This window comes from Actinacidiphila guanduensis (assembly GCF_900103985.1).
In the GTDB taxonomy this organism is placed as follows: Bacteria; Actinomycetota; Actinomycetes; order Streptomycetales; family Streptomycetaceae; genus Actinacidiphila; species Actinacidiphila guanduensis.
In genome coordinates, this window is record NZ_FNIE01000007.1 from 183,461 (window position 1) to 206,318 (window position 22,858).

At 73.3% G+C, this 22,858-nt stretch carries 15 protein-coding genes and 1 pseudogene; 9 read left to right on the plus strand and 7 right to left on the minus strand.

The annotated features are described in order from the left end of the window. Positions 1–246 precede the first annotated feature (246 nt). Together BLR33_RS17100 and BLR33_RS17105 are read right to left on the minus strand one after the other, a co-directional pair. Positions 247–2,295 (minus strand): annotated as a pseudogene (locus BLR33_RS17100) (acetyl/propionyl/methylcrotonyl-CoA carboxylase subunit alpha); the annotation flags it as partial. A 112-nt stretch (positions 2,296–2,407) separates the two neighbouring features. Continuing rightward, positions 2,408–4,036, minus strand: coding sequence for a carboxyl transferase domain-containing protein (locus BLR33_RS17105; protein ID WP_093785348.1), 1,629 nt, complete (start codon positions 4,034–4,036; stop codon positions 2,408–2,410). Positions 4,037–4,120: 84 nt separating this feature from the next. On the opposite strand from BLR33_RS17105, the gene BLR33_RS17110 reads away from it, so the two are divergent. The 3 genes from BLR33_RS17110 to BLR33_RS17120 all read left to right on the plus strand — a co-directional run bounded on the left by BLR33_RS17110 (position 4,121) and on the right by BLR33_RS17120 (position 6,893). Continuing rightward, complete coding sequence (locus tag BLR33_RS17110) at positions 4,121–4,750, plus strand: SACE_7040 family transcriptional regulator (protein ID WP_093785349.1); 630 nt, start codon at positions 4,121–4,123, stop codon at positions 4,748–4,750. 33 nt (positions 4,751–4,783) lie between these two features. Beyond that, the gene (locus BLR33_RS17115) at positions 4,784–5,941 is read left to right on the plus strand and encodes an acyl-CoA dehydrogenase family protein (RefSeq protein ID WP_093785557.1); all 1,158 of its coding nucleotides are present in this window, start codon (positions 4,784–4,786) and stop codon (positions 5,939–5,941) included. A 67-nt stretch (positions 5,942–6,008) separates the two neighbouring features. Continuing rightward, positions 6,009–6,893 (plus strand): acyl-CoA thioesterase, encoded by an 885-nt coding sequence (locus tag BLR33_RS17120; RefSeq protein ID WP_093785350.1) that lies wholly within the window; start codon positions 6,009–6,011, stop codon positions 6,891–6,893. A 141-nt stretch (positions 6,894–7,034) separates the two neighbouring features. Here the strand turns inward: BLR33_RS17120 and BLR33_RS17125 are convergent, their stop codons facing one another. Next, positions 7,035–7,919 (minus strand): phosphatase, encoded by an 885-nt coding sequence (locus tag BLR33_RS17125; RefSeq protein WP_093785351.1) that lies wholly within the window; start codon positions 7,917–7,919, stop codon positions 7,035–7,037. A gap of 194 nt (positions 7,920–8,113) precedes the next feature. On the opposite strand from BLR33_RS17125, the gene speB reads away from it, so the two are divergent. Both speB and BLR33_RS17135 read left to right on the plus strand, forming a co-directional pair. Beyond that, on the plus strand, positions 8,114–9,073 hold the full coding sequence (speB, locus tag BLR33_RS17130; protein ID WP_093785352.1) for an agmatinase: 960 nt from the start codon (positions 8,114–8,116) through the stop codon (positions 9,071–9,073). A 159-nt stretch (positions 9,074–9,232) separates the two neighbouring features. Further along, positions 9,233–13,132: an ABC transporter ATP-binding protein gene (locus BLR33_RS17135; protein ID WP_093785353.1), complete on the plus strand. Its 3,900-nt coding sequence runs from the start codon at positions 9,233–9,235 to the stop codon at positions 13,130–13,132. 70 nt (positions 13,133–13,202) lie between these two features. On the opposite strand, the gene BLR33_RS17140 is transcribed toward BLR33_RS17135, so the two are convergent. The 4 genes from BLR33_RS17140 to BLR33_RS17155 form a co-directional block, all read right to left on the minus strand. Continuing rightward, positions 13,203–13,562 carry a hypothetical protein gene (locus tag BLR33_RS17140; RefSeq protein WP_143031703.1) on the minus strand — a complete coding sequence of 120 codons (360 nt, stop codon included), beginning with the start codon at positions 13,560–13,562 and terminating at the stop codon, positions 13,203–13,205. 247 nt (positions 13,563–13,809) lie between these two features. Continuing rightward, the gene (locus BLR33_RS17145) at positions 13,810–14,607 is read right to left on the minus strand and encodes a sugar phosphate isomerase/epimerase family protein (RefSeq protein WP_093785355.1); all 798 of its coding nucleotides are present in this window, start codon (positions 14,605–14,607) and stop codon (positions 13,810–13,812) included. A gap of 127 nt (positions 14,608–14,734) precedes the next feature. Then, positions 14,735–15,670, minus strand: coding sequence for a bifunctional helix-turn-helix transcriptional regulator/GNAT family N-acetyltransferase (locus tag BLR33_RS17150; RefSeq protein WP_093785356.1), 936 nt, complete (start codon positions 15,668–15,670; stop codon positions 14,735–14,737). A gap of 88 nt (positions 15,671–15,758) precedes the next feature. Then, the gene (locus BLR33_RS17155; RefSeq protein WP_093785357.1) at positions 15,759–16,841 is read right to left on the minus strand and encodes a LacI family DNA-binding transcriptional regulator; all 1,083 of its coding nucleotides are present in this window, start codon (positions 16,839–16,841) and stop codon (positions 15,759–15,761) included. A 319-nt stretch (positions 16,842–17,160) separates the two neighbouring features. Here BLR33_RS17155 and BLR33_RS17160 point away from each other — a divergent pair, with 319 nt between their 5' ends. The 4 genes from BLR33_RS17160 (at position 17,161) to recD2 (ending at position 22,837) form a co-directional block, all read left to right on the plus strand. After that, positions 17,161–18,312 carry a Gfo/Idh/MocA family protein gene (locus tag BLR33_RS17160; protein ID WP_093785358.1) on the plus strand — a complete coding sequence of 384 codons (1,152 nt, stop codon included), beginning with the start codon at positions 17,161–17,163 and terminating at the stop codon, positions 18,310–18,312. Beyond that, complete coding sequence (locus BLR33_RS17165; protein ID WP_093785359.1) at positions 18,309–19,463, plus strand: dihydrodipicolinate synthase family protein; 1,155 nt, start codon at positions 18,309–18,311, stop codon at positions 19,461–19,463. The genes BLR33_RS17160 and BLR33_RS17165 overlap by 4 nt, the downstream gene beginning before the upstream one ends. Beyond that, complete coding sequence (locus BLR33_RS17170) at positions 19,460–20,320, plus strand: sugar phosphate isomerase/epimerase family protein (RefSeq protein WP_093785360.1); 861 nt, start codon at positions 19,460–19,462, stop codon at positions 20,318–20,320. The genes BLR33_RS17165 and BLR33_RS17170 overlap by 4 nt, the downstream gene beginning before the upstream one ends. A 294-nt stretch (positions 20,321–20,614) precedes the next feature. After that, positions 20,615–22,837, plus strand: coding sequence for an SF1B family DNA helicase RecD2 (recD2, locus tag BLR33_RS17175; protein ID WP_093785361.1), 2,223 nt, complete (start codon positions 20,615–20,617; stop codon positions 22,835–22,837). Positions 22,838–22,858: the final 21 nt, after the last annotated feature.

Consider the following 22,858-nt stretch of genomic DNA (forward strand, 5'->3'; position numbering starts at 1 on the left):
GGGCGCGCCGGCCCCCGCGTCAGGGCCGGGCTCGGTGGTGCGTTGGGCGGCGGGCCCCGATGTGGCCGTTGGGCTTGCCCCTGCGTCGGGCCGGGCTACTGCGGCGTCGGGGGCTGGCTCAGCGGTGGGCTGGGTGGTGGGCTCCGCCTGGGCTGCCGGGCTCGGCCCCGCGTGCGGCTGGGCTGCTGTGGTGCCGGCGGCGGGCTGGGTGGTGGGCTGGGTGGCGGCTGCCGGGCTCGCGCCCGCGTCGGGCCGGGCCGCTGCGGCGCCGGAGGCAGGCTCGGCCGACTGCCCGTCCGCTGCCGGGGCCACCACGGCCAGCACCTGGTCCATCGCCACCGCGCTGCCCGCGGCCACGTCCAGCTCGGCCACCGTCCCGTCGTGCGGGGCCGTGATCACGTGCTCCATCTTCATCGCCTCCACCACCAGCAGGCTCTGCCCGGCGACCACCTCGTCGCCGACCGCGACCTTCACCACCGTGACCGTGCCCGGCATCGGCGCGGTGAGGGCGCCGCCCCCGGCACCCGCCGCCGTCCCGCGCAACGCGGCCGCCACCGGGTCGTACACCTGCACCCGCCAGCTGTCGCCCTCCCGGCCCAGCCACACCCCGCCCGGCTCGCCCGGTCCCCCCGGTTCGAATGCCGCCTCGAAGGCGGTGACCGTCCCATCCCGGTGCAGCAACACCCGCGCCCCGTCCACGGACACCCGTGCCTGGACCGCGGGGCCCTCACCCACGCGCACCTGCTCGCCGGCCACCCGCACCATCACCGGATCGTGCCCCGCCACCCGCAGCTGGTGGACCGTCCACGCCGGCTCCCCGCCCAGCCGCCACCCGTTCGGCACCGAGAAGGGGTCCACCCAGCCGCCCGCCTCGGCCACCGGGCCGAACTCCCGCTGCCGCAGCAGCGCCGCCGCCGCGTAGACCTCCTCGGGCACCTGCGGGAGCAGCAGGCTCCCGCCCTCCCGGTCGATCAGCCCGGTGTCCAACTCGCCCGACTCCACCGCCGGGTGCTCCAGCAGCCGCCGCAGGAACCCGGTGTTGGTCTCCAGGCCGAGCACCACCGTGCCGCCCAGCGCCGCCCGCAGTCGGCGCAGCGCCGTCGCCCGGTCCGGGCCGTAGGCGATGACCTTGGCGAGCATCGGGTCGTAGGCGGTACCGACCTCCGTGCCCGGCGCCAGTCCTGAGTCCACCCGCACCCCGGCGCCCGAGGGCTCGCGCAGCTCCAGCACGGTGCCCGCCGACGGCAGGAAGTCCAGCCGGCCCCCGCCCGCCCGTGCCGCCTCCGCGCAGACCCGGGCCTCCACGGCGTGCCCGGTCAGCCGCACCTCCTCCTGCCCGAACGGCAGCGCCTCTCCGCACGCCACCCGCAGCTGCCACTCCACCAGGTCCAGCCCCGTCACCAGCTCGGTCACCGGGTGCTCGACCTGCAGCCGGGTGTTCATCTCCATGAAGAAGTAGGCGCTCGGGTCCGCACCCGGCACGATGAACTCCACCGTCCCGGCCCCGGTGTAGCCGCACGACTTCGCCGCCTGGACGGCCGCCTCGCCCATCGCCGCCCTGGTTGCGGGGTCGAGCAGCACCGAGGGGGCCTCCTCGATGAGCTTTTGGTGCCGCCGCTGCAGCGAGCACTCCCGCTCGCCCAGGTGCACCACGTTGCCGTGGCCGTCGGCGAGCACCTGGATCTCGATGTGCCGCGGCCGGTCCACCCAGCGCTCCACCAGCAGCGTGTCGTCCCCGAACGAGCCGCGCGCCTCCCGCCGGGCCGCCGCGATCTCCTCGGCGAGCAACCCGGCGTCCCGCACCAGCCGCATGCCCTTGCCGCCGCCGCCCGCTGACGGCTTGAGCAGCACCGGCATGCCGATCTCCCGTGCCGCCGCGGCCAGTTCCTCATCCGACAGCCCGCTGCCGCTGCTCCCGGGCACCACCGGCACGCCCGCCGCCCGCACGGTCTGCTTTGCCCGGATCTTGTCGCCCATCACCTCGATCGCCTCGGCCGGCGGCCCGATGAACACCAGCCCCGCCTGTGCGCAGGCCCGGGCGAAGCCCGCGTTCTCCGCGAGGAACCCGTACCCCGGGTGCACCGCCTCTGCGCCCGCCGCCCGCGCGGCCCGCACCAGCTCCGCCGCCGACAGGTAACTGTCCACGCGCACCGCCGCGTCGGCCTCCCGCACGTGCCGGGCGTCCGCGTCCGCGTCGGTGAACACCGCCGCCGACCGCACCCCCAGCTCCCGCAGGGTGCGCATCACCCGCACCGCGATCTCCCCGCGGTTGGCCACCAGCACGGTGCCGAACATCGCCCCTCCCGCTCCGCCACGCTCCTGCCCGCTTCGTGCTTCCGCTGCTCGGCCCGGCCCCGGCACCGTCCCGGGGGTGCCCGGCGAGGTCGTCTCTGTGGTCATCTCGGCCTCACATCCGGAAGACGCCGTAGCCCGGCGCGGTCGGGTCGGCTGCCGGCAGGGGGGCGTTGGCGCACGCGGTCAGGGCCAGGCCCAGCACGGTGCGGGTCTCCAACGGGTCGATCACCCCGTCGTCCCAGAGCCGGGCGGTGGCGTAGTACGCGCTGCCCTGCGTCTCGTACTGCTCGCGGATCGGCGCCTTGAACGCCTCCTCGTCCTCCTCGCTCCACTTCTCCCCGGCGGCCGCCAACTGGTCCCGCTTGACGGTGGCGAGCACGGATGCCGCTTGCTCCCCGCCCATCACCGAGATCTTGGCGTTGGGCCACATCCACAGGAACCGGGGGCTGTAGGCGCGGCCGCACATCGAGTAGTTGCCCGCGCCGTAGGAGCCGCCGATCACCACGGTCAGCTTCGGCACCCGGGCGCAGGCGACCGCCGTGACCATCTTGGCGCCGTGCTTGGCGATGCCGCCCGCCTCGTACTGGCGGCCCACCATGAAGCCCGAGATGTTCTGGAGGAACACCAGCGGGATGCCCCGCTGGTCGCACAGCTCGATGAAGTGGGCGCCCTTGAGGGCGGACTCGGCGAACAGGATGCCGTTGTTCGCCACGATGCCCACCGGGTGGCCCTGGATGTGGGCGAACCCGGTGACCAGCGTCGTGCCGTACTCCGCCTTGAACTCCGCGAAGCGGCTGCCGTCCACCAGCCGGGCGATCACCTCGCGCACGTCGTAACGGGTGCGGGAGTCCACCGGCACCACCCCGTAGAGCCCTTCGGGGTCCACGGCGGGCGGCTCGGCCGGCCGGACCGTCCACGGCAGCGGCCCGCGGGCGGGCAGGGTCGCCACGATGTCCCGGACGATGGACAGGGCGTGCGGGTCGTCCTCGGCGAGGTGGTCGGTGACGCCGGAGGTCCGCGCGTGCACCTCGCCGCCGCCCAGCTCCTCCGCCGTGACGACCTCCCCGGTCGCGGCCTTCACCAGCGGTGGGCCGCCCAGGAAGATCGTGCCCTGGTTGCGCACGATCACCGCCTCGTCGCTCATCGCCGGGACGTAGGCGCCACCGGCGGTGCACGAGCCCATCACCGCGGCGATCTGCGGGATGCCGCGGGCCGACATCGTGGCCTGGTTGAAGAAGATGCGGCCGAAGTGGTCCCGGTCCGGGAATACCTCGTCCTGCCGCGGCAGGAAGGCACCGCCGGAGTCGACCAGGTAGACACAGGGCAGCCGGTTGTCGAGGGCGACCTCCTGGGCGCGCAGGTGCTTCTTGACCGTCATCGGGTAGTAGGTGCCGCCCTTGACCGTCGCGTCGTTGGCCACCACGACGACCTCGCGGCCCGAGACGCGGCCGATCCCGGCGATCACCCCGGCCGCCGGCGCCTGGCCGTCGTACATGCCGTCGGCCGCGAGCGGGGACAGCTCCAGGAAGGGCGAGCCGGGGTCCAGCAGGCCGTCCACCCGGTCCCGGGGCAGCAGCTTGCCGCGGGAGGTGTGGCGCGCGCGTGCCTTCTCCCCGCCGCCGAGGCGCGCGGCGGCGAGTTTGCCGCGCAGGGCGGCGCCGAGGGCGGCGTGCGCCTGCGTGTTGGCCCGGTACGCCTCCGACGCCGGATCCGCGGCGCTGGAGAGGGCGGGTGATGCCATGGTTCGGCCCCCCGTGTGTTAGCGGTCGTTAACTCGATGGCTCTACGTTAACGCCCGCTAACGGGATTGTCTAGACTCGACCGCATGAGTCCGACCAAGGCTGTGGAAAACCGGCGCGAGCAGATCCTCAGGGAGGCCGCGCGGCTCTTCGCCGAGCGCGGGTTCCACGGCGTCGGCGTGGACGAGATAGGGGCCGCCGTCGGCATCAGCGGCCCGGGCCTGTACCGGCACTTCACGGGCAAGGACGCGATGCTCGCCGAACTGCTCGTGGGCATCAGCGGGCGGCTGCTGGCCGCCGGCCGGATGCGCGTGGCGGAGACCCCGGACCCGGCCGAGGCGCTGGACGCGCTGATCCGCGGCCACATCGACTTCGCCATCGACGACCGCCCGCTGATCACCCTGCACGACCGCGAACTCGACCGGCTGCGCGAGACCGACCGCAAGCTCGTCCGCCAGTTGCAGCGGCAGTACGTGGAGGAGTGGGTCGCGGTGGTCCGGCGGGTCCACCCGCACGCCACCGAACTGGAGGCCCGCGCCGCCGTCCACGCGGTCTTCGGACTGCTGAACTCCACGCCCCATCTCGGCAGCCAGTCCGGCCTGCCGGAGCGGTCCGCGACGGCCGCGTTGCTGCAGCGCCTCGCGCTCAGCGCGCTGGCCGCCCTCGACGGGGAGACCGCCCTGGACAGCGGCGACGACCGGCGGGTAACTTACTGAGCGCTTGCTTATCGACCGACGGGAGGCGTGAACGTGCGTCGTACGGTGTTCAACGAGGACCACGAGGCATTCCGCAAGACACTGCGCGCCTTCATCGAGGCCGAGGTCGTCCCCGTCTACGGCGAGTGGCTGGCGGCCGGCCAGGTGCCCCGCGAGTTCTACCGCCGGCTCGGCGAACTCGGCGTGTTCGGCATCGAGGTGCCCGAGGAGTACGGCGGCGCCGGCGAGCACAGCTTCAAGTTCCAGGCCGTCATCAGCGAGGAGTGCGCCCGCGCCGGCGTCACCTTCGGCGGCAGCTCCGTCCACGTCGCGCTGTGCCTGCCCTACCTGCTGGCGTACGGCACCGAGGAGCAGAAGAAGCGCTGGCTGCCCGGCGTCGCCAGCGGCGAGACGATGCTCGCCATCGCCATGACCGAGCCCGGCACGGGCTCCGACCTCGCCGGCATGAAGACCACCGCGCGGCTCGCGGCCGACGGCACCCACTACGTGCTCAACGGGGCCAAGACCTTCATCACCGGCGGCGTCCACGCCGACCGCGTCATCGTCTGCGCCCGCACCGCGCCGCCCACCGCCGAGGACCGCCGCGCCGGCATATCCCTCTTCGTCGTCGACACGAAGTCCGACGGCTACACGGTCGGCCGCAAGCTCGACAAGATCGGCCTGAAGGCGTCCGACACCGCCGAACTGTCCTTCTCCGACGTCAAGGTGCCCGTGGAGGACCTGCTCGGCGAGGAGGGCAAGGGCTTCTCCTACCTCGGCCAGAACCTCCCGCAGGAGCGGCTCGGCATCGCGGTCGGCGCCTACGCCCAGGCGGCCGCGGCCGTCCGCTTCGCCCAGGCGTACGTCCAGGACCGCACCGTCTTCGGCCAGAGCGTGGCGTCCTTCCAGAACACCAAGTTCGAACTCGCCGCCTGCCAGGCCGAGGTGGACGCCGCCCAGGCCGTGGTGGACCGCGCGCTGGAGGCGCACGACAGGCGCGAGCTGACCGCCGCGGACGCCGCCTCCGCCAAGCTGTTCTGCACCGAGGTCGCCTCCCGGGTGATCGACCGCTGCCTGCAGCTGCACGGCGGCTACGGTTACATGAACGAGTACCCGATCGCTCGCCTCTACGCGGACAGCCGGGTCAACCGTATCTACGGCGGCACCAGCGAGGTCATGAAGTCGATCATCGCCAAGTCGATGGGCCTGTGAGCGCAGGGCCGCCCCCGGCCGCCCCGACCCGGGCGGTCGTGCCACCGCCGCCGGAACCGAAGGACCCGTGAACGAGAACCCGAGCCCGCTACAGTCCCTCCTCGACCTGCTCGACCTCGAACGCATCGAGCAGGACATCTTCCGGGGGGTCAGCCGCCCCGCGCTCGTGCCGCGCGTGTTCGGCGGCCAGGTCGCGGCCCAGGCCCTGGTCGCCGCCGGCCGCACCGTTCCCGAGGAGCGGGCCGCCCACTCCCTGCACGCGTACTTCCTGCGGCCGGGCGACCCCGGGGCGCCGATCGTCTACGAGGTCGACCGCATCCGCGACGGCCGCTCCTTCACCACCCGGCGAGTGGTGGCCATCCAGCACGGCCAGCCGATCTTCCACTTGTCGGCGTCCTTCCAGGTGCACGAGGAGGGCCTGGAACACCAGGAGCCCATGCCGCAGGCGCCGGACCCCGAGACGCTGCCCTCCGCCGACGAACTGCTGCCGGCGCACGCCGACAAGTTCCCCGACCCCCGCGTGGTCGACCGCCTCCTGGAGGCGCGCGCGGCCGTCGACCTGCGCTACGTCGAGGACCCGCCCTTCCTGACCGCGGGCGTGCGGCGCGAACCGCGCTCGCAGGTCTGGTTCCGCACCCGCGGCAAACTCGCCGACGACCCCCTGCTGCACGTGTGCCTGGCCACCTATGTGTCCGACATGACCCTGCTCGACTCGATCCTGCTGGCGCACGGCCGCGGCGGCTGGGCGGTCGGCGACGTCGTGGGCGCCAGCCTCGACCACGCCATGTGGTTCCACCGCCCCCTGCGCGCCGACGAGTGGCTGCTCTACGACCAGCAGAGCCCGTCCGCCTCAGGCGGCCGCGGCCTGGGCACGGCCCGTATCTACACCCAGGACGGCAGCCTCGCCGTCTCCGTGATCCAGGAGGGCCTGGTCAGGGTGCCGCGCGACTGAGCACCCAGGTGCCCGGCGTCCATGGCGACGCGCCCTGGCATCCATGGCTGCCGGTCCAGCGCGCGTCCATGGCGGCGGCTCCCGGCAGTCAGGTGGCGGAAAGTTCTGCCGCCGCTGGGTCCGCGCGGCCTGCCCGCGCCCTTACTGGTCGCGGCCCTTGCGGGTGCGGGTGCGCTTGGCCCGCGGGTCCGGGCGGTGCCGTCCGCTGCCATTGCGGTTCAGCGCCGGGCGTCTGCGCAGGCCGGCCGCGTCCACCAGGTAGCTGCTCAGGGGCGCGTAGAAGTGCGGCTGCACGTTGTCGTCCAGCGGCACGCTCACCAGGATGCTGCCCTCGGCCTCGCCGACGAACAGCGCCGGGTCGTTGGAGTCCGCGAAGCCCACCGTCTCGATGCCCCGGGCGCCCGCGCACCCCGCCCAGCCGTGGTCGGCGACCACCAGGTCCGGCAGGTCGCGCCCGTCGCGCTCGAGCCCGCCCAGCACCTCGGCCATCGGATCGGGGGAGTGGGTGTGCACCAGACTGCCGCCCCGGTGCAGCATGAACACCCCGGCCATGTGCCGTATCTCGCCGCCGTCGGCGTACAGGTGCTCCACCGGCCCGACCACCCGGCAGCCGGCCGCCCGCAGCCCCGCCGCCAGCACCTGGTGCACGGCGAAGAGCCCGGCCGGGTGGCCGCTGGCCAGCAGCACCGTCGAGCGGTTCTCCACCGCCTTCTCCAGCACCGCCGCCATGCGGTCCAGGGCGTCGATGGTCAGCTCGGGGTCGATGGTGTCCTGACCGGAGGTGTGCGCCGGGTCGGCGACCACGCCGCACCGCTGCGCCATCAGCTCCAGCACCGCCGCCTTGTCCGACCAGCGGTCGCCCAGGTCCAGCCCGAACCAGTAGTAGCGGTTCCCCTCGGACAGCTCCCGGTAGTGGTCGAGGTTGTTCTCGCGGGGGGTGGCCACCTCTCCCGCGATGCGGGTCCGTATCAGGTGGGCGGCAAGGGCCTGCCGGGTCGGCGCGACAGGCACGGAATCCAAGGACATGCGCACATTCTCCTGCCCCGGGGTGCACGCGTGCGACCTCCCGGAGATCGACGCCGAGGCGTAATCACCCGCCCCGATTGGAGGAACCGTACATGTGGGCACCGGGTCCGCCCGCGTAGGGTCGCGCGCACGGACCCGCCGGGCGACCCCCGGCATCCGCGACCCGACAGCCGAACCGAGAAGAGGCAGACCCCATGAGCAGCGCACAGCCGCGCGGCCCCGTCGACTCCTCGCAGGTGCCGCGCTACGCGGGCCCCGCGACCTTCGCCCGGCTGCCGAGGCTGGACGAGGTCGGGGCGGCCGACGTCGCCGTGGTCGGTGTCCCCTTCGACGCAGGGGTCTCCTACCGGCCGGGCGCCCGCTTCGGCGGCAACGCCGTCCGGGAGGCCTCCCGCCTGCTGCGTCCCTACAACCCCGCCCAGGACGCCTCGCCCTTCGCACTGGCCCAGGTCGCCGACGCCGGGGACATCGCCGCCAACCCGTTCTCCATCGAGGAGGCGGTGGAGACCATCGAAGGGGCGGCCGGCCACCTGCTGGGCACCGGGGCCCGCCTGATGACGCTGGGCGGCGACCATACCGTCGCCCTGCCGCTGCTGCGGGCCGTCGCCCGGCGGCACGGCCCGGTGGCGCTGCTGCACTTCGACGCGCACCTCGACACCTGGGACACCTACTTCGGCGCCGCCTACACCCACGGCACGCCTTTCCGGCGGGCGGTCGAGGAAGGCATCCTCGACACCTCGGCGCTCTCCCACGTGGGCATTCGCGGGCCGCTGTACGGCAAGTCCGACCTGGACGACGACGCGAAGATGGGCTTCGGCATCGTGACGTCGGCCGATGTGATGCGGCGCGGGGTCGACGAGGTCGTCGAGCAGCTGCGCGAGCGCATCGGCGACCGGCCGCTGTACGTCTCGGTGGACATCGACGTCCTCGACCCGGCCCACGCGCCCGGCACCGGCACCCCCGAGGCCGGCGGCCTCACCTCGCGGGAGCTGCTGGAGATCCTGCGCGGCCTGTCCGGCTGCCGCCTGGTCTCCGCCGACGTCGTGGAGGTCGCGCCCGCCTACGACCACGCCGAGATCACTTCCGTCGCCGCCTCGCACACCGCCTACGAACTCGTGACGATCATGACCCGGCAGATCGCCGCCGCCCGCTGAACCACTCGAAAGGATTACGACCAAGGTCGCACTCCTGTGCGACCTTGGTCGTTGGTTTTGTTGCGGGAGGATGAAACCCGCAGCGTGCGATGTTGGCAGCGTCGGAGCGGGGACCGGCCGCACGGGCAGGTGCGGCGGCGAGAGTGGCGGGAGGATCACGTGACGAAGGCGACGGCGGACACGGCGGCGCGGCAGCCGGACGGGGAGCAGCCCGGCTGGCTGCGGCGGCTGTGCGGGTACGCCTGGCGGTACAAGCGCACGGTGCTGCTGTCGTTCGGCGCCTCGCTGGTCGGCATGGCGGTCACCGCGCTCGTCCCGCTCGTCCCGAAGCTGATCATCGACGACGTGATCGTCACGCACAGCAGGCCGCTCGCCCCCTGGGCCATCGCCCTGGTGGTGGCCGCCGTCGCCGTCTACGTGCTGACGTACATGCGCCGCTTCTACGGCGGCCGGCTCGCCCTGGACGTCCAGCACGACCTGCGCGACGAGATGTTCCGCTCGATCATGCGGCTCGACGGCCGCCGTCAGGACGAGCTGAGCACCGGCCAGGTCGTCGGCCGTGCCACCAGCGACCTGCAGCTGATCCAGGGCCTGATGTTCATGCTGCCGGTGATGATCGGCAACCTGCTGCTGTTCCTGCTCTCCCTGGTCGTCATGCTGGTGCTCTCGCCGCTGCTGACGGTGATCGCCCTCGCCGTCGCGCCCGCCCTGGCCTTCATCGCCGACCGCTCCCGCAAGCGGCTCTTCCCCGCCACCTGGTACGCGCAGGGGCAGGCCGCGGCCGTGGCCGGAGTGGTGGACGGCTCGGTGTCCGGGGTGCGCGTGGTCAAGGGCTTCGGCCAGGAGCAGCAGGAGATGGGCAAGCTGATCCGGGTCAGCAGGCGGCTCTTCGCCGGCCGGCTGCGCACGATCCGGCTCACCGCCCGCTACACGCCCGCCCTGCAGGCCGTCCCCTCGCTCGGCCAGATCGGCATGCTGGCGCTGGGCGGCTGGATGGCGGCCCGCGGCCAGATCACGCTGGGCACCTTCGTCGCCTTCTCCACCTACCTGGCGCAGCTGACCGGCCCGGTGCGGATGCTCACCATGATGCTGACCCTCGGCCAGCAGGCCCGCGCCGGAGTCGAGCGCGTCCTGGAGCTCATCGACACTCGGCCCACCCTCGAAGAGGGCGCCAAGGTGCTGCCGCCGGACGCCCCGGCCACCGTCGACTTCGACCACGTCACCTTCGGCTACACCGCCGGGCGGCCGGTCCTCGACGGCTTCGACCTGAGCATCGAGCCAGGTGAGACCGTCGCTGTCGTCGGCTCCTCCGGCTCTGGCAAGTCCACCGTCTCCCTGCTGCTGCCCCGGCTCTACGACGTGACCGGCGGCGCCGTGCGGATCGGCGGCACCGACGTGCGCGAGCTGACCTTCGACTCGCTGCGCTCCACGATCGGGCTCGTCCCCGAGGACAGCTTCCTCTTCTCCGACACCGTGCGGGCCAACATCGCCTACGGCCGGCCCGACGCGACGGACGAGGAGATCCTCGCCGCCAGCCGCGTCGCCCAGGCGCACGGCTTCATCTCCGACCTCCCCGAGGGGTACTCCACGGTCGTCGGCGAGCAGGGCCTCACCCTGTCCGGCGGGCAGCGCCAGCGCATCGCCCTGGCCCGCGCGGTCCTCACCGACCCGCGTCTGCTGCTGCTCGACGACGCGACCTCCGCGATCGACGCCCGGGTGGAGGCGGAGATCTTCGACGCGCTGCGCGAGGTGATGCGCGGCCGCACCACGCTCCTCATCGCCCACCGCCGCTCCACCCTCGCCCTGGCCGACCGCATCGCCGTCCTGGACGCGGGGCGGCTGGCCGACGTCGGCACCCACGAGGAACTGCAGGCCCGCAGCCCGCTCTACCGCGCCCTGCTGACTGACCCGGACGCCCTGGGCGCCGACGCCATCGAGCGCGACCCGGCCGGCGCCGCGGCCCCGGTCGAGCGCTGCCCGCACCGCGTCCCCGCGGGGGCCACCTGCACCGACCCGCAGTGCTCGCCACAGGAGGCGGACGAGGCGGCAGCGACCGGCGACGCGGGGCAGCAGCCCGCCGGGGTCACCCCCGAGCTGTGGCCGGAGCACCTGCGCCCGGCCGAGGAGGAGGAGTCCCGCACCGGCCTCGCCGCACCCTCCGCGGCCGCGCGCAGCGGCGGGGCGGCCACCGCCCGCGGCGCCGGCATGGCCGGGGCCATCGCCGGCATGCCCGCCACCCCCGAACTGCTCGCCCAGGTCGACGCCCTGCCCCCGGCAGTGGACACCCCGGACATCGACGAGGAGCGGGCCCGCGCCGCCGACACCTCCTTCGGCCTGCGGAACATGCTCCGGGGCTTCCGGGCGCCGCTGCTGGTCAGCCTGCTGCTGGTCGCGATCGACGCCTTCGCCGGGCTGCTGCTGCCGATCCTGATCCGCCACGGCATCGACTCCGGCGTGCGGCAGCACGCCCTGCACGCCGTGTGGGTGGCCTCGTGGATCGGCCTCGGCCTGGTGCTGGTGCAGTGGCTGGTCGAGTGGTGGTCCACACTGCTCGCGGGCCGCACCGGCGAGCGCGTCCTCTACAGCCTGCGGCTGAAGATCTTCGCCCACCTGCACCGGCTCGGCCTGGACTACTACGAGCGGGAGCTGTCCGGCCGCATCATGACCCGCATGACCACGGACGTGGACGCCCTGTCCACGTTCCTGCAGACCGGACTGGTCACCGCGCTGGTCAGCCTGCTGACCTTCCTCGGCATCCTGGTCGCCCTGCTCGCCATCGACGTCCAGCTGGCCCTGATGGTCTTCGCCACCCTGCCGGTCCTCGTGGTGGGCACCTGGATCTTCCGCCGCAAGTCCGTCAAGGCGTACGAGGCCGCCCGCGAGCGCATCGCCGTCGTCAACGCCGATCTGCAGGAGCACGTGGCCGGGCTGCGGGTCGTCCAGGCGTTCCGCGGCGAGGGGCACGGCGCCCGCCGGTTCCTCAGCCGCAGCGACGAATACCGCAGGGCCCGGGTACGCGGCCAGTTCCTGATCTCGGTCTACTTCCCCTTCGTTCAGCTGCTCTCCAGCGTGGCCGCCGCCCTGGTGCTGATCGTGGGCTCCCACCGGGTGAACGCCGGCACCCTCACCGCCGGCGCCCTGGTCGCCTACCTCCTCTACATCGACCTGTTCTTCTCACCCGTCCAGCAGCTCTCCCAGGTCTTCGACGGCTACCAGCAGGCCAGCGTCTCCCTCGGCCGGATCCGCGAACTGCTGCGGCAGCCGACCACCACCCCGGTCGCCGACGACCCCCGGCCCGTGGGGCGGCTGCGCGGCGAGATCTCCTTCGAGGACGTCAGGTTCCGCTACGGCGGCGCCGACACCGACGCCCTCGACGGCATCCGCCTGCACATCCCCGCGGGCCAGACCGTCGCCTTCGTCGGCGAGACCGGCGCCGGCAAGTCCACTCTGGTCAAGCTCGTCGCCCGCTACTACGACCCGACCGGCGGCGCCGTCCTGGTGGACGGCACCGACATCCGCACCCTGGACCCGACCGGCTACCGCCAGCGCCTGGGCGTCGTCCCGCAGGAACCGCACCTGTTCGCCGGCACCATCCGCGACGCCATCGCCTACGGCCGCATGGACGCCACCGACGCCGAGGTCGAGGCCGCCGCCCGCGCGGTCGGCGCCGACGCGATGATCGCCTCCCTGGAGGGCGGCTACCTGCACCAGGTCTCTGAACGCGGCCGCAACCTCTCCGCCGGCCAGCGTCAGCTGATCGCCCTGGCCCGCGCGGAGTTGGTGGACCCCGCGATCCTGCTCCTGGACGAGGCCACCGCTGCCCTCGACCTCGCTACTGAGGCACTGGTCAACGAGGCCGCCGACCGTCTTGCCGTCCGCCGCACCACCCTCGTCGTCGCCCACCGCCTGAGCACCGCCGCCCGAGCCGACCGCGTCGTCGTCCTCGACCACGGCCGCGTCGTCGAGGACGGCACCCACGACGAACTGCTCGCCCGGGAGGGCCACTACGCGGCCCTGTGGCGCACCTTCACCGGCGAGGTCGCCGAAACAACGGTCTGATCCGCACTCACACCAGGCCGCTGCCCAGGCACCGCCGTCCCGCCGCCCGAACCGCCGTCCCGGCCGGCGGTCACCCGAACACGGGCCGCTCCGGCATCCGTTGCTTCGGCACCTCGAACACGGCCGCCACCCGGGAGACCGCAAAGCACTCGGGTGGCTGCCTCGGTTGCCGTATCCGCACCGCCAAGCGGTCGCCGACCACGTCCAGCGCGGCAGCCGTCGCCGCGCTGCATCCGGTCGTCGCCGTCCACCCGACCAGCACCGACCGCGAGAAGTCCGCACCTCGCCCGGCCCGGACCATCGCGGCCCTCGCCGCCCCATCGCCGGGCGCCGCGTTCGCCGCGAACCGCTCCAGCCCTGCCCGATCCCGCACCACCACATGGAGCCCCGCCACCACCCGCGCCGACGACGAGAAGTACACCGTCCGCACCGCGGCAGAGGCTGAAGCCGTGGGGCGTGCCACCGTCGGACCTGCCCCACCGTTCGGCCCACCGCCGGTCCCACCGGCGCTGCCGGGCCCGCCCCCGCACCCCGCCACAAGAGCGGTCGCCGCTACCAGCGCCACCGCTCCCGGGACGCGAGTAGGAACCGCCCTTGTCCCGTGCCGAACCTGCGTCCCCATGCCGGTTCGACGGGCCGTACCCCGACCCGGTTCCCCTGGCCCGGCCCCGCACCGCTCAGGCCGACTCCGACAGCAGCCGCACCAGCAGCTCCCTGCCCGGGCCCAGCAGGCCCGGCAGGTCAGCGGCCTGCTCGTACCACCTCTTCTCGTACTCCCAGCACAACCAGCCCTCCCACTGCGCACGCGACAGCACCTCGATCGTCTCCGCGAGCGGCAGCACCCCCGCCCCCAGCGGCAGCGGCGTGGTGTCCGTCGCCGAGGCGATGTCCTTGACCTGGACGCAGCCGAGGAACGGCGCCAGTACCGACCAGGTCGAGGACGGCTGCTCCCCGGCCAGCCAGGTGTGCATCACGTCCCACATCGCCCCGATGGCGCGGTGGCCCACCAGGCCCACCACCCGGGCCACGTCGGCGCCCGCCCGGTGCGAGTCGTGCGTCTCCAGCAGCACCCGCACCCCCAAGTCCTCGGCGAGCGGCGCCAGAGCGGCAAGCCTGCGCGCCGCCACCTCGTCGGTTTCCCCGGACGCGGCCTCGCCGCCACCGGGGAAGACGCGTACGAACGAGGCTCCCAGGTCCGCCGCGAGTCCCAGCGCGGCCCGGGCCTCTTCCAGCACCGGCCCGTCCGCGCCCGGCGCAGCCACTTGCGCGTAGGCGGCCACGGTGACGATGTCGATGCCGGCCGCGGCGAACCGCTCGGCCACGCCGGCCCGTTCGGCGGCGGACAGCCCGGTGTGCACCGGCCCCTCCTCGCTCGCCCGCAGTTCGACACCGTGGTAGCCGTGGTCCGTGGCCAGCCGCACCACCTTGTCGACGGGCAGCGTGGGGACACCGAGAGTGGAGAAGGCGAGTCTCATCCGGCGACCCTAGGCAGCGGGTATGGGCGGGTCAACCATCACCGGCCCCTTCGCAGGGCCGTGTTCAGCCCCCTTTGGCAACGCCGTGCTCGAACCCGGGCTACCGACGCCGTGCCCAGCCCCGCGGCTACAGCGCCAGGTGCCAGTCCTGCCCGTTGAGCTCCTTGCCGAAGCTGCGGTGGGGCTCCTCGGCGACCAGTGTGAAGCCCGCGCGCTCGTAGATCCTGCGGGCGTCGGCCAGGACGTCGTTCGTCCACAGCACCAGGTGCTCGTAGCCGGCCGAGCGGGCGAAGGATATGCACTTCTCCACCAGCCGCCGGCCCAACCCGTGCCCGCGGGCGGCCGGATCGACCAGGAGGAGCCGCAGCCGCGCCGTGCCCGGGGCCTCGTCCCGGACGCAGAACACGCACCCGGCCCGCTGCCCGTCCAGCTCCGCCACCCACATCGCCTCCCGCTCGGCGTCGTGGTCGGCCGCGTAGTCCGCGACGATGCGGGCGACCAGCGCCTCGTACTCCTCGTCCCAGCCGAACTCCGCCGCGTACACGGCCGCGTTGCGCTCCACGGCCCAGCCGAGGTCGCCCGGGCGCGGCCCGCGCAGCACCACCCGGCGGCCGGCGGGCGACCTGCCGGCCCGGTCGGCCTCGCCGTCGCGCAGTATCCGCCGCACCGTGCCCATCGCCTCCGCCAGACGCGGGCGGTCCTGGGGCGGTACCGCGTCCAGCAGAGTGCCCACGGCCTCCTGCGAGCGCTCCTCCAGCAGCGCCGCGGCCTGACGGCCCTGCGAGGTGAGCTCTATCCGCTGCCGCCGCGCGTCCTGCGCGGACGGTCCGCGCGTGACGAGCTGCTGCTCCTCGAACTTCGCCAGCATCCGGCTGAGGTGGCCGGCGTCCAGCGACAGCACGGCCCGCAAGTCGGCGGCGTCGGTCCCCCGCGCGTGCGCCAGCTCGTAGAGCACCCGCGCCTCGGTGAGGGTGTACGGGGTGTGCAGGTGGCGGCTGTAGTCGAGCGCGCCGATCAGATTGGTGTAGAAGCGGTTGAACTCGCGGACTTCCCGGACGGACACGGCCCACCTCCGAATTTTCCGTTGACTGGGTCAAAGATAATCCGAAGCGGGGACGGCACGGGAGGGATTTCCCCAGCCTGTGGATAACTCAGCGGGACCCGCCGGGCGGCGCCGTCGAACCCCGGACCATGAGTTCCGTGGCCACCGTGGCGACCCCGCCGGGTGGCGGCGCCACCCGGCCCAGGACCAGCCGCCCGGCCCGGGCCCCGGCGTCCTGCAGCGGGATGCGGACCGTGGTGAGGGCGGGGGAGGCGTCCACGCCAAACGGGAGGTCGTCGAAGCCCGCGACCGACACGTCCTCGGGGATGCGCAGCCCGCTGTCGCGCAGCGCGGCGCACACGCCCAGCGCCACCGTGTCGTTGGCGGCCGCGATCGCCGTGATGCCGTCGTCCCGGCGCAGCAGCTCCAGCGTGGCGTCGTAGCCGGCCCCGCGGTCGTAGCCGCCGTGCACGATCAGCTGTTCCGCGTGTGCCCCCGCCCGGGTCTGCGGCCCGAGACCGCGCGCGGCCAGCGCCGCACGGTGGCCTTCGAGGCGGTGCCGCGTGGTGCTGCGCCCCTGGGGGCCGGTGACGTAGCCGATCCTGCGGTGCCCCAGTGAGATCAGGTGCTCGGTCAGCCGCCGCGCCCCGCCCCTGTTGTCGAAGGCGATCGTGGCCGCCTCCGGTCCGGAGCCCGCCGGCAGCGGCGGCCGCCCGCACAGCACGATCCGCGTGCCCGAGCGCGCCAGGCGGGCGAGCCGGGTGGCGACGGCCGCGGTGTGCGCGTCGTCCTCCACCGCGCCGCCGGTGAGCACGACCCCCGCCGCGCGCTGCCGTTCGAGCAGCGTCAGGTAGGTCAGCTCGGCCTCGGGCGAGCCGCCGGTGTTGCAGACCACCGCGAGCTTGCCCGCGTCCGGCTGCCCGCCGCCCACGCCTATCTCGCTCTGCAGGGCGCTGGCGATGAGTCCGAAGAACGGGTCGGCGACATCGTTGACCAGGACGCCGACCAGGTCGGAGGTGGCGGCCGCGAGCGCGCGCGCCTGGCCGTTGACGACGTAGTCGAGCTCCTCCACGGCGCGTTGGACCCGCTCCCTGGTGCTGCCCGCCACGGGGTAGTTGCCGTTGAGCACACGGGAGACGGTCGCCGACGACACCCCCGCGCGTGCCGCCACGTCGGCCAGCGTCACTGCCATCTGTCCCGGTCCTCCTCGTGCGGGGGCTGGTGCCGCCCCGGCGGACGGCCCCGGCGGCCGCGCCGCGGCACATGCTCTCACTCCCGGGTCGCCCGCGGGGCCAGGCCGAGCGCCGTACCCGACGGGACCGCGGCCGGAAGGGCGTGGGCGAATGCGGCAAGCGGGCGGCAAGCGCTTTCTCCCGCCTCCTTGTGCGCCCTTGTCGTCCCGTCCGCCCGCAGGCTAGCGTGATCCCGCAGAAAGCGCTTGCTAAAGATCATCGCCCGGCGCCCGGTCGTTACGACCCCGTCGCCGCAACGCCCAGGAGATGACTGCCCCGATGACACGAAGGACCGTGCGGATCGCCATGAACGGCGTCACCGGACGCATGGGATACCGGCAGCACCTCGTCCGCTCCCTGCTCGCCCTGCGCGAGCAGGGCGGGCTCGACCTCGGCGACGGGACCACCCTGTGGCCGGAGCCGGTGCTGGTCGGGCGGCGCGAGCACGCGCTGCGGGCCATCGCCGAGCGGCACGGCATCGAGCAGTGGAGCACCGACCTGGCCGCCGTCCTCGCCGACCCCTCCGTCGAGATCTACTTCGACGCCCAGGTGACCTCCGCACGGGAGGAAGCCGTCAGGCAGGCGATCGCCGCGGGCAAGCACATCTACTGCGAGAAGCCCACCGGCACCACGACCGTGGGAGCACTCGAGCTCGCCCGTCTGGCCACCGCGGCCGGCGTCAAGCACGGGGTGGTGCAGGACAAGCTCTTCCTGCCCGGCCTGCTGAAGCTGCGCCGCCTGGTCGAGGGCGGTTTCTTCGGCCGCATCCTGTCCGTGCGGGGCGAGTTCGGCTACTGGGTCTTCGAAGGGGACTGGCAAAGCGCCCAGCGCCCCTCCTGGAACTACCGGTCCGAGGACGGCGGTGGCATCGCGGCCGACATGTTCCCGCACTGGGAGTACGTGATGCACGAGCTGTTCGGCCCGGTCCGCACCGTGCAGGCGCTCACCGCCACCCACATCCCGCAGCGCTGGGATGAGCAGGGCAAGCCCTACGACGCCACCGCGGACGACGCCGCCTACGGCATCTTCGAGCTCGAGGGCGGGATCGTGGCGCAGATCAACTCCTCTTGGGCCGTGCGCGTCGACCGCGACGAACTCGTGGAGTTCCAGGTGGACGGCACACAGGGGTCGGCTGTCGCCGGGCTGCGCAAGTGCCGGGCGCAGCACCGCTCGGCGACCCCCAAGCCCGTGTGGAACCCCGACCTGCCCGCAACCGAGCGCTTCCGGGACCAGTGGCAGGAGGTGCCGGACAACGGGGACTTCGACAACGGCTTCAAGGCGCAGTGGGAGTTGTTCCTGCGCCATGTCGCCCTGGACGAGCCGTGGCGGTGGGACCTGCTGGCCGGTGCCCGGGGCGTGCAGCTCGCCGAGTTGGGCCTGAAGTCCTCCGCGCAGGGCCGCCGCCTCGAAGTGCCGGAGCTGTCCCTGTGACCATCCTGCTGCCCGACGCCTCCGGCGGTTCGCACCCCTATGCGCCCAGGACGGAATCGGTCGCCCATGTGGCGGACCTCCCGCTGCGCAGCCGCGTCGTCTTCTCGGCCGCGCACGTGGTGGCCGATCCCCACCGCACCTCCGCCGAGGGGCCCGCGGCAGTCGACTGGGAGGCCACCCTCGCCTTCCGCCGTCACCTGTGGGCTCACGGGCTCGGTGTCGCCGAGGCCATGGACACCGCGCAGCGCGGCATGGGCCTGGACTGGGCAAGCGCCGCCGAGCTGATCCGCCGGTCCTGCGCCGAGGCCCGGTCCGCCGGCGGCCGGATCGCCTGCGGCGTCGGCACGGACCAGCTCGCCGCCCCCGCCGCCACCCTGGCGGAGGTGTCCGCCGCCTACGAGGAGCAGGCCGCCCTGGTGGAGGCCGAGGGGGCCCAGGTGATCCTCATGGCGTCGCGCGCCCTGGCGGCCGTCGCCAAGGGCCCGGAGGACTACCTGGAGGTCTACGGCCGCCTGCTGCGGCAGGCCGAGCGGCCGGTGATCCTGCACTGGCTGGGTCCGATGTTCGACCCCGCGCTGTCCGGCTACTGGGGCAGCGACGACCTCGACGCGGCCACGGACACGTTCCTCGACGTCGTCGCCGCCCATCCGGACAAGGTGGACGGGGTGAAGATCTCGCTCCTGGACGCCGATCGGGAGGTCGCGCTGCGCCGCCGCCTGCCCGAAGGAGTGCGCTGCTACACGGGCGACGATTTCCACTACCCCGAACTCATTGCGGGCGACGCCCAGGGGTGCAGCGACGCGCTGCTCGGCATCTTCGACCCCCTCGCGCCCATGGCGGCGGCCGCGGTCAGCGCCCTGGACGCGGGGGACGTCGCGGGCTTCCGCCGCGTCCTGGACCCCACGGTGGCCCTCTCCCGGCACCTCTTCGAGGCGCCCACCCGCTTCTACAAGACGGGTGTGGTCCTGCTCGCCTGGCTGGCCGGGCACCAGGAGCACTTCACCATGGTCGGCGGCCTGCAGTCGGCCCGTTCCCTGCCGCACCTGGCCACGGCGTACGAACTGGCCGACCGGATCGGCCTGTTCCCTGACCCGGCACTCGCCGAGGCCCGCATGCGCCGGCTGCTTTCCGTCTACGGGGTGGCCGCGTGAGCGCCACAGGCGGCCGCCAGGAGGCCGCGCGGGACCTGGCCCGCCTGAGCATCAACCAGGAGACGCTCAAGCAGTGGTCGCTGCCCGAACTCGCCGAGGGCTGCCGCTCCCTGGGCGTGACGAACGTGGGCCTGTGGCGCGCGCCCGTCCAGGAGTACGGCGTCGAGCGCGCGGCCCGGCTGATGCGCGACAGCGGACTCACCGTCACCTCCCTGTGCCGGGGCGGCTTCTTCACCGCGGCTGACCCCGCCGCCAGGGCCGCAGCCATGGATGACAACCGCGCCGCAGTGGACGAGGCCGCAACCCTGGGCACGGACGCGCTCGTTCTGGTCTCCGGCGGGCTGCCGGACGGCGACCGCGACATCGCCGGCGCCCGGTTGCGGGTCGCCGACGCGGTGGGGGAGCTGGCCGCCTATGCGGCTGGGAGCGGGGTGCGGCTGGCGATCGAGCCGCTGCACCCGATGTTCGCCGCCGACCGGTGCGTGGTCTCCACCCTGGGGCAGGCACTGGACATCGCCGAGGGTTTCCCCGCCGAGCAGGTCGGCGTGGTGGTGGACAGCTACCACCTGTGGTGGGACGACCGGGTGCCCGACGGGATCGCCCGGGCCGGACGGGGCGGCCGGATCGTCTGCTTCCAGCTCGCCGACTGGGTCACGCCACTGCCCGAGGGCGTGCTGCTGGGCCGCGGCCAGCTCGGCGACGGCTGCGTGGATCTGCGGGGATTCCGCGAGCAGGTGGACGCTGCGGGCTACTTGGGACCGGTCGAGGTGGAGATCTTCAACCCCGCCCTGTGGGCCAGGGACGGCCGCGAGGTGCTCGCCGAGATCGCCGACCGCTACCGGCGGCACGTGCTCTGAAAAAAATCTTGAGAAATTCCGTGCAGCGCGTACAACCCTTTCACCGGGCCGTCGGTCGTACATGTCATCAAGGCTCCGAGGAGGGGTTCACGGAGCCTGGCGGTAGGTACGCCCGAGGGGGGCTTCGGGGGTAGTGGGGGGAACGAGTGGGGTCCGGCTCCGGCCGGACCCCACTCGTATGTGCGCCTGCCCGGAAGACCTTTGCCCGGGGAGTGGGCCGCGGCGGGCCCGGTGTCGGATGCGGCCGGTACCTTCGGAGGCGGATCACCGCCGTTGCCCGCAGGGAGGCCGCAGATGGGGGAGGCGCCGCACACGGCCGTCCTGGAGGGCGTGCTGGAGCGGATCACCTACGCCAACGAGGACAACGGCTACACCGTCGCCCGCGTGGACACCGGGCGCGGCTCGGGCGACCTGCTGACCGTGGTGGGCGCGCTGCTCGGCGCCCAGGTCGGCGAGTCCCTGCGGATGCACGGCCGCTGGGGGTCCCACCCGCAGTACGGCAAGCAGTTCACGGTGGAGAACTACACCACGGTGCTGCCCGCCACCATCCAGGGCATCCGCCGCTACCTGGGCTCCGGACTGATCAAGGGCATCGGCCCGCGGATCGCCGAGCGGATCGTGGACCACTTCGGCACCGCCACCCTGGAGGTCATCGAGACCGAGCCGACGCGGCTGGTGGAGGTGCCGGGCCTGGGCCCCAAGCGCACGAAGCTGATCGCCGCCGCCTGGGAGGAGCAGAAGGCGATCAAGGAGGTGATGGTCTTCCTCCAGGGCGTGGGCGTGTCCACCTCCATCGCCGTGCGCATCTACAAGAACTACGGCGACGCCTCGATCTCCGTGGTCAAGAACCAGCCGTACCGGCTCGCGGCCGAGGTGTGGGGCATCGGCTTCCTGACCGCCGACCGGCTGGCGCAGGCCGTCGGGATACCACATGACAGCCCGGAGCGTGTCAAGGCCGGTCTCCAGTACGCCCTGTCCCAGGCGACCGATGCCGGGAACTGCTTCCTGCCCGAGGAGCGCCTCATCGCGGACGCGGTCAAGCTTCTCCAGGTGGACACCGGCCTGGTGATCGAGTGTCTGGGCGAACTCGCCGACGAGGAGGGCGTGGTGCGCGAGCGCGTGCCCGCGCCGGACGGAAGCGGCGAGCAGGTGACGGCGGTGTACCTGGTGCCCTTCCACCGGGCCGAGATCTCCCTGGCCGCCCAGGTGCTCAGGCTGCTGCGCGGCTCCGAGGACCGGATGCCCGCCTTCGCGGACGTCGACTGGGACAAGGCGCTCGCCTGGCTCGCCACGCGGACCGGCGCGGACCTCGCGCCCGAGCAGCAGGAAGCGGTGCGGCTGGCGCTCACCCGGAAGGTGGCAGTCCTGACCGGCGGGCCCGGCTGCGGGAAGTCGTTCACCGTGCGCTCGGTGGTCGCCCTGGCCACCGCGAAGAAGGCCAAGGTCGTGCTCGCCGCACCGACCGGCCGCGCGGCCAAGCGGCTGGCGGAGCTGACCGGCGCCCCGGCCTCCACCGTGCACCGCCTCCTGGAGCTCAAGCCCGGCGGGGACGCCGCCTACGACCGCGACCGCCCCCTGGACGCCGACCTGGTGGTCGTCGACGAGGCGTCGATGCTGGACCTGCTGCTGGCGAACAAGCTCGTCAAAGCGGTGCCGCCGGGCGCCCACCTGCTCTTCGTGGGGGACGTGGACCAGCTGCCCAGCGTGGGGGCCGGAGAGGTGCTGCGCGACCTTCTGGCGCCCGCCGGCCCGGTGCCCGCGGTGCGGCTGACCCGGATCTTCCGCCAGGCCCAGCAGTCCGGCGTGGTGACCAACGCCCACCGGATCAACTCCGGGACGCCGCCACTCACCCAGGGCCTGCCCGACTTCTTCCTCTTCGCCGAGGAGGACGCCGAGGAGGCGGCGCGGCTGACGGTGGACGTGGTGGCGCGGCGCATTCCGGCCAAGTTCGGCCTCGACCCGCGCCGGGACGTCCAGGTGCTCACCCCCATGCACCGGGGGCCGGCGGGCGCCGGCGCGCTCAACGGGCTGCTCCAGCAGGCTGTCACCCCCGCCCGCCCCGACCTGCCGGAACGCAGGTTCGGCGGCCGTACCTTCCGGGTGGGCGACAAGGTGACGCAGATCAGGAACAACTACGACAAGGGGGCCAACGGTGTCTTCAACGGCACCGTCGGCGTCGTCACCCACCTGGACGCGGTGGAGCAGCGGCTGACCGTCCGTACCGACGAGGACGAGGACATCGCCTACGACTTCGACGAGCTGGACGAACTCGCACATGCCTACGCGGTGACCATCCACCGCTCGCAGGGCAGCGAGTACCCGGCGGTAGTGATCCCCGTCACCATGAGCGCTTGGATGATGCTCCAGCGGAACCTGCTTTACACGGCCGTCACCAGGGCGAAACGGCTGGTCGTCCTGGTCGGTTCGCGGCGGGCGATCGGCCAGGCGGTCCGCACGGTCTCGGCGGGCCGCCGTTTCACGGCTCTCGACCATCGGCTTGTTCTGGGCGCAAAATAGGCACTCCGTGCCACTTTTCGG

Coding starts and splice junctions, on each gene's coding strand:
- BLR33_RS17105 (WP_093785348.1), bottom strand. CDS start 4,036: ATGGCATCACCCGCCCTCTCCAGCGCCGCGGATCCGGCGTCGGAGGCG.
- BLR33_RS17110 (WP_093785349.1), top strand. CDS start 4,121: ATGAGTCCGACCAAGGCTGTGGAAAACCGGCGCGAGCAGATCCTCAGG.
- BLR33_RS17125 (WP_093785351.1), bottom strand. CDS start 7,919: ATGTCCTTGGATTCCGTGCCTGTCGCGCCGACCCGGCAGGCCCTTGCC.
- speB (WP_093785352.1), top strand. CDS start 8,114: ATGAGCAGCGCACAGCCGCGCGGCCCCGTCGACTCCTCGCAGGTGCCG.
- BLR33_RS17145 (WP_093785355.1), bottom strand. CDS start 14,607: ATGAGACTCGCCTTCTCCACTCTCGGTGTCCCCACGCTGCCCGTCGAC.
- BLR33_RS17155 (WP_093785357.1), bottom strand. CDS start 16,841: ATGGCAGTGACGCTGGCCGACGTGGCGGCACGCGCGGGGGTGTCGTCG.
- BLR33_RS17160 (WP_093785358.1), top strand. CDS start 17,161: ATGACACGAAGGACCGTGCGGATCGCCATGAACGGCGTCACCGGACGC.
- recD2 (WP_093785361.1), top strand. CDS start 20,615: ATGGGGGAGGCGCCGCACACGGCCGTCCTGGAGGGCGTGCTGGAGCGG.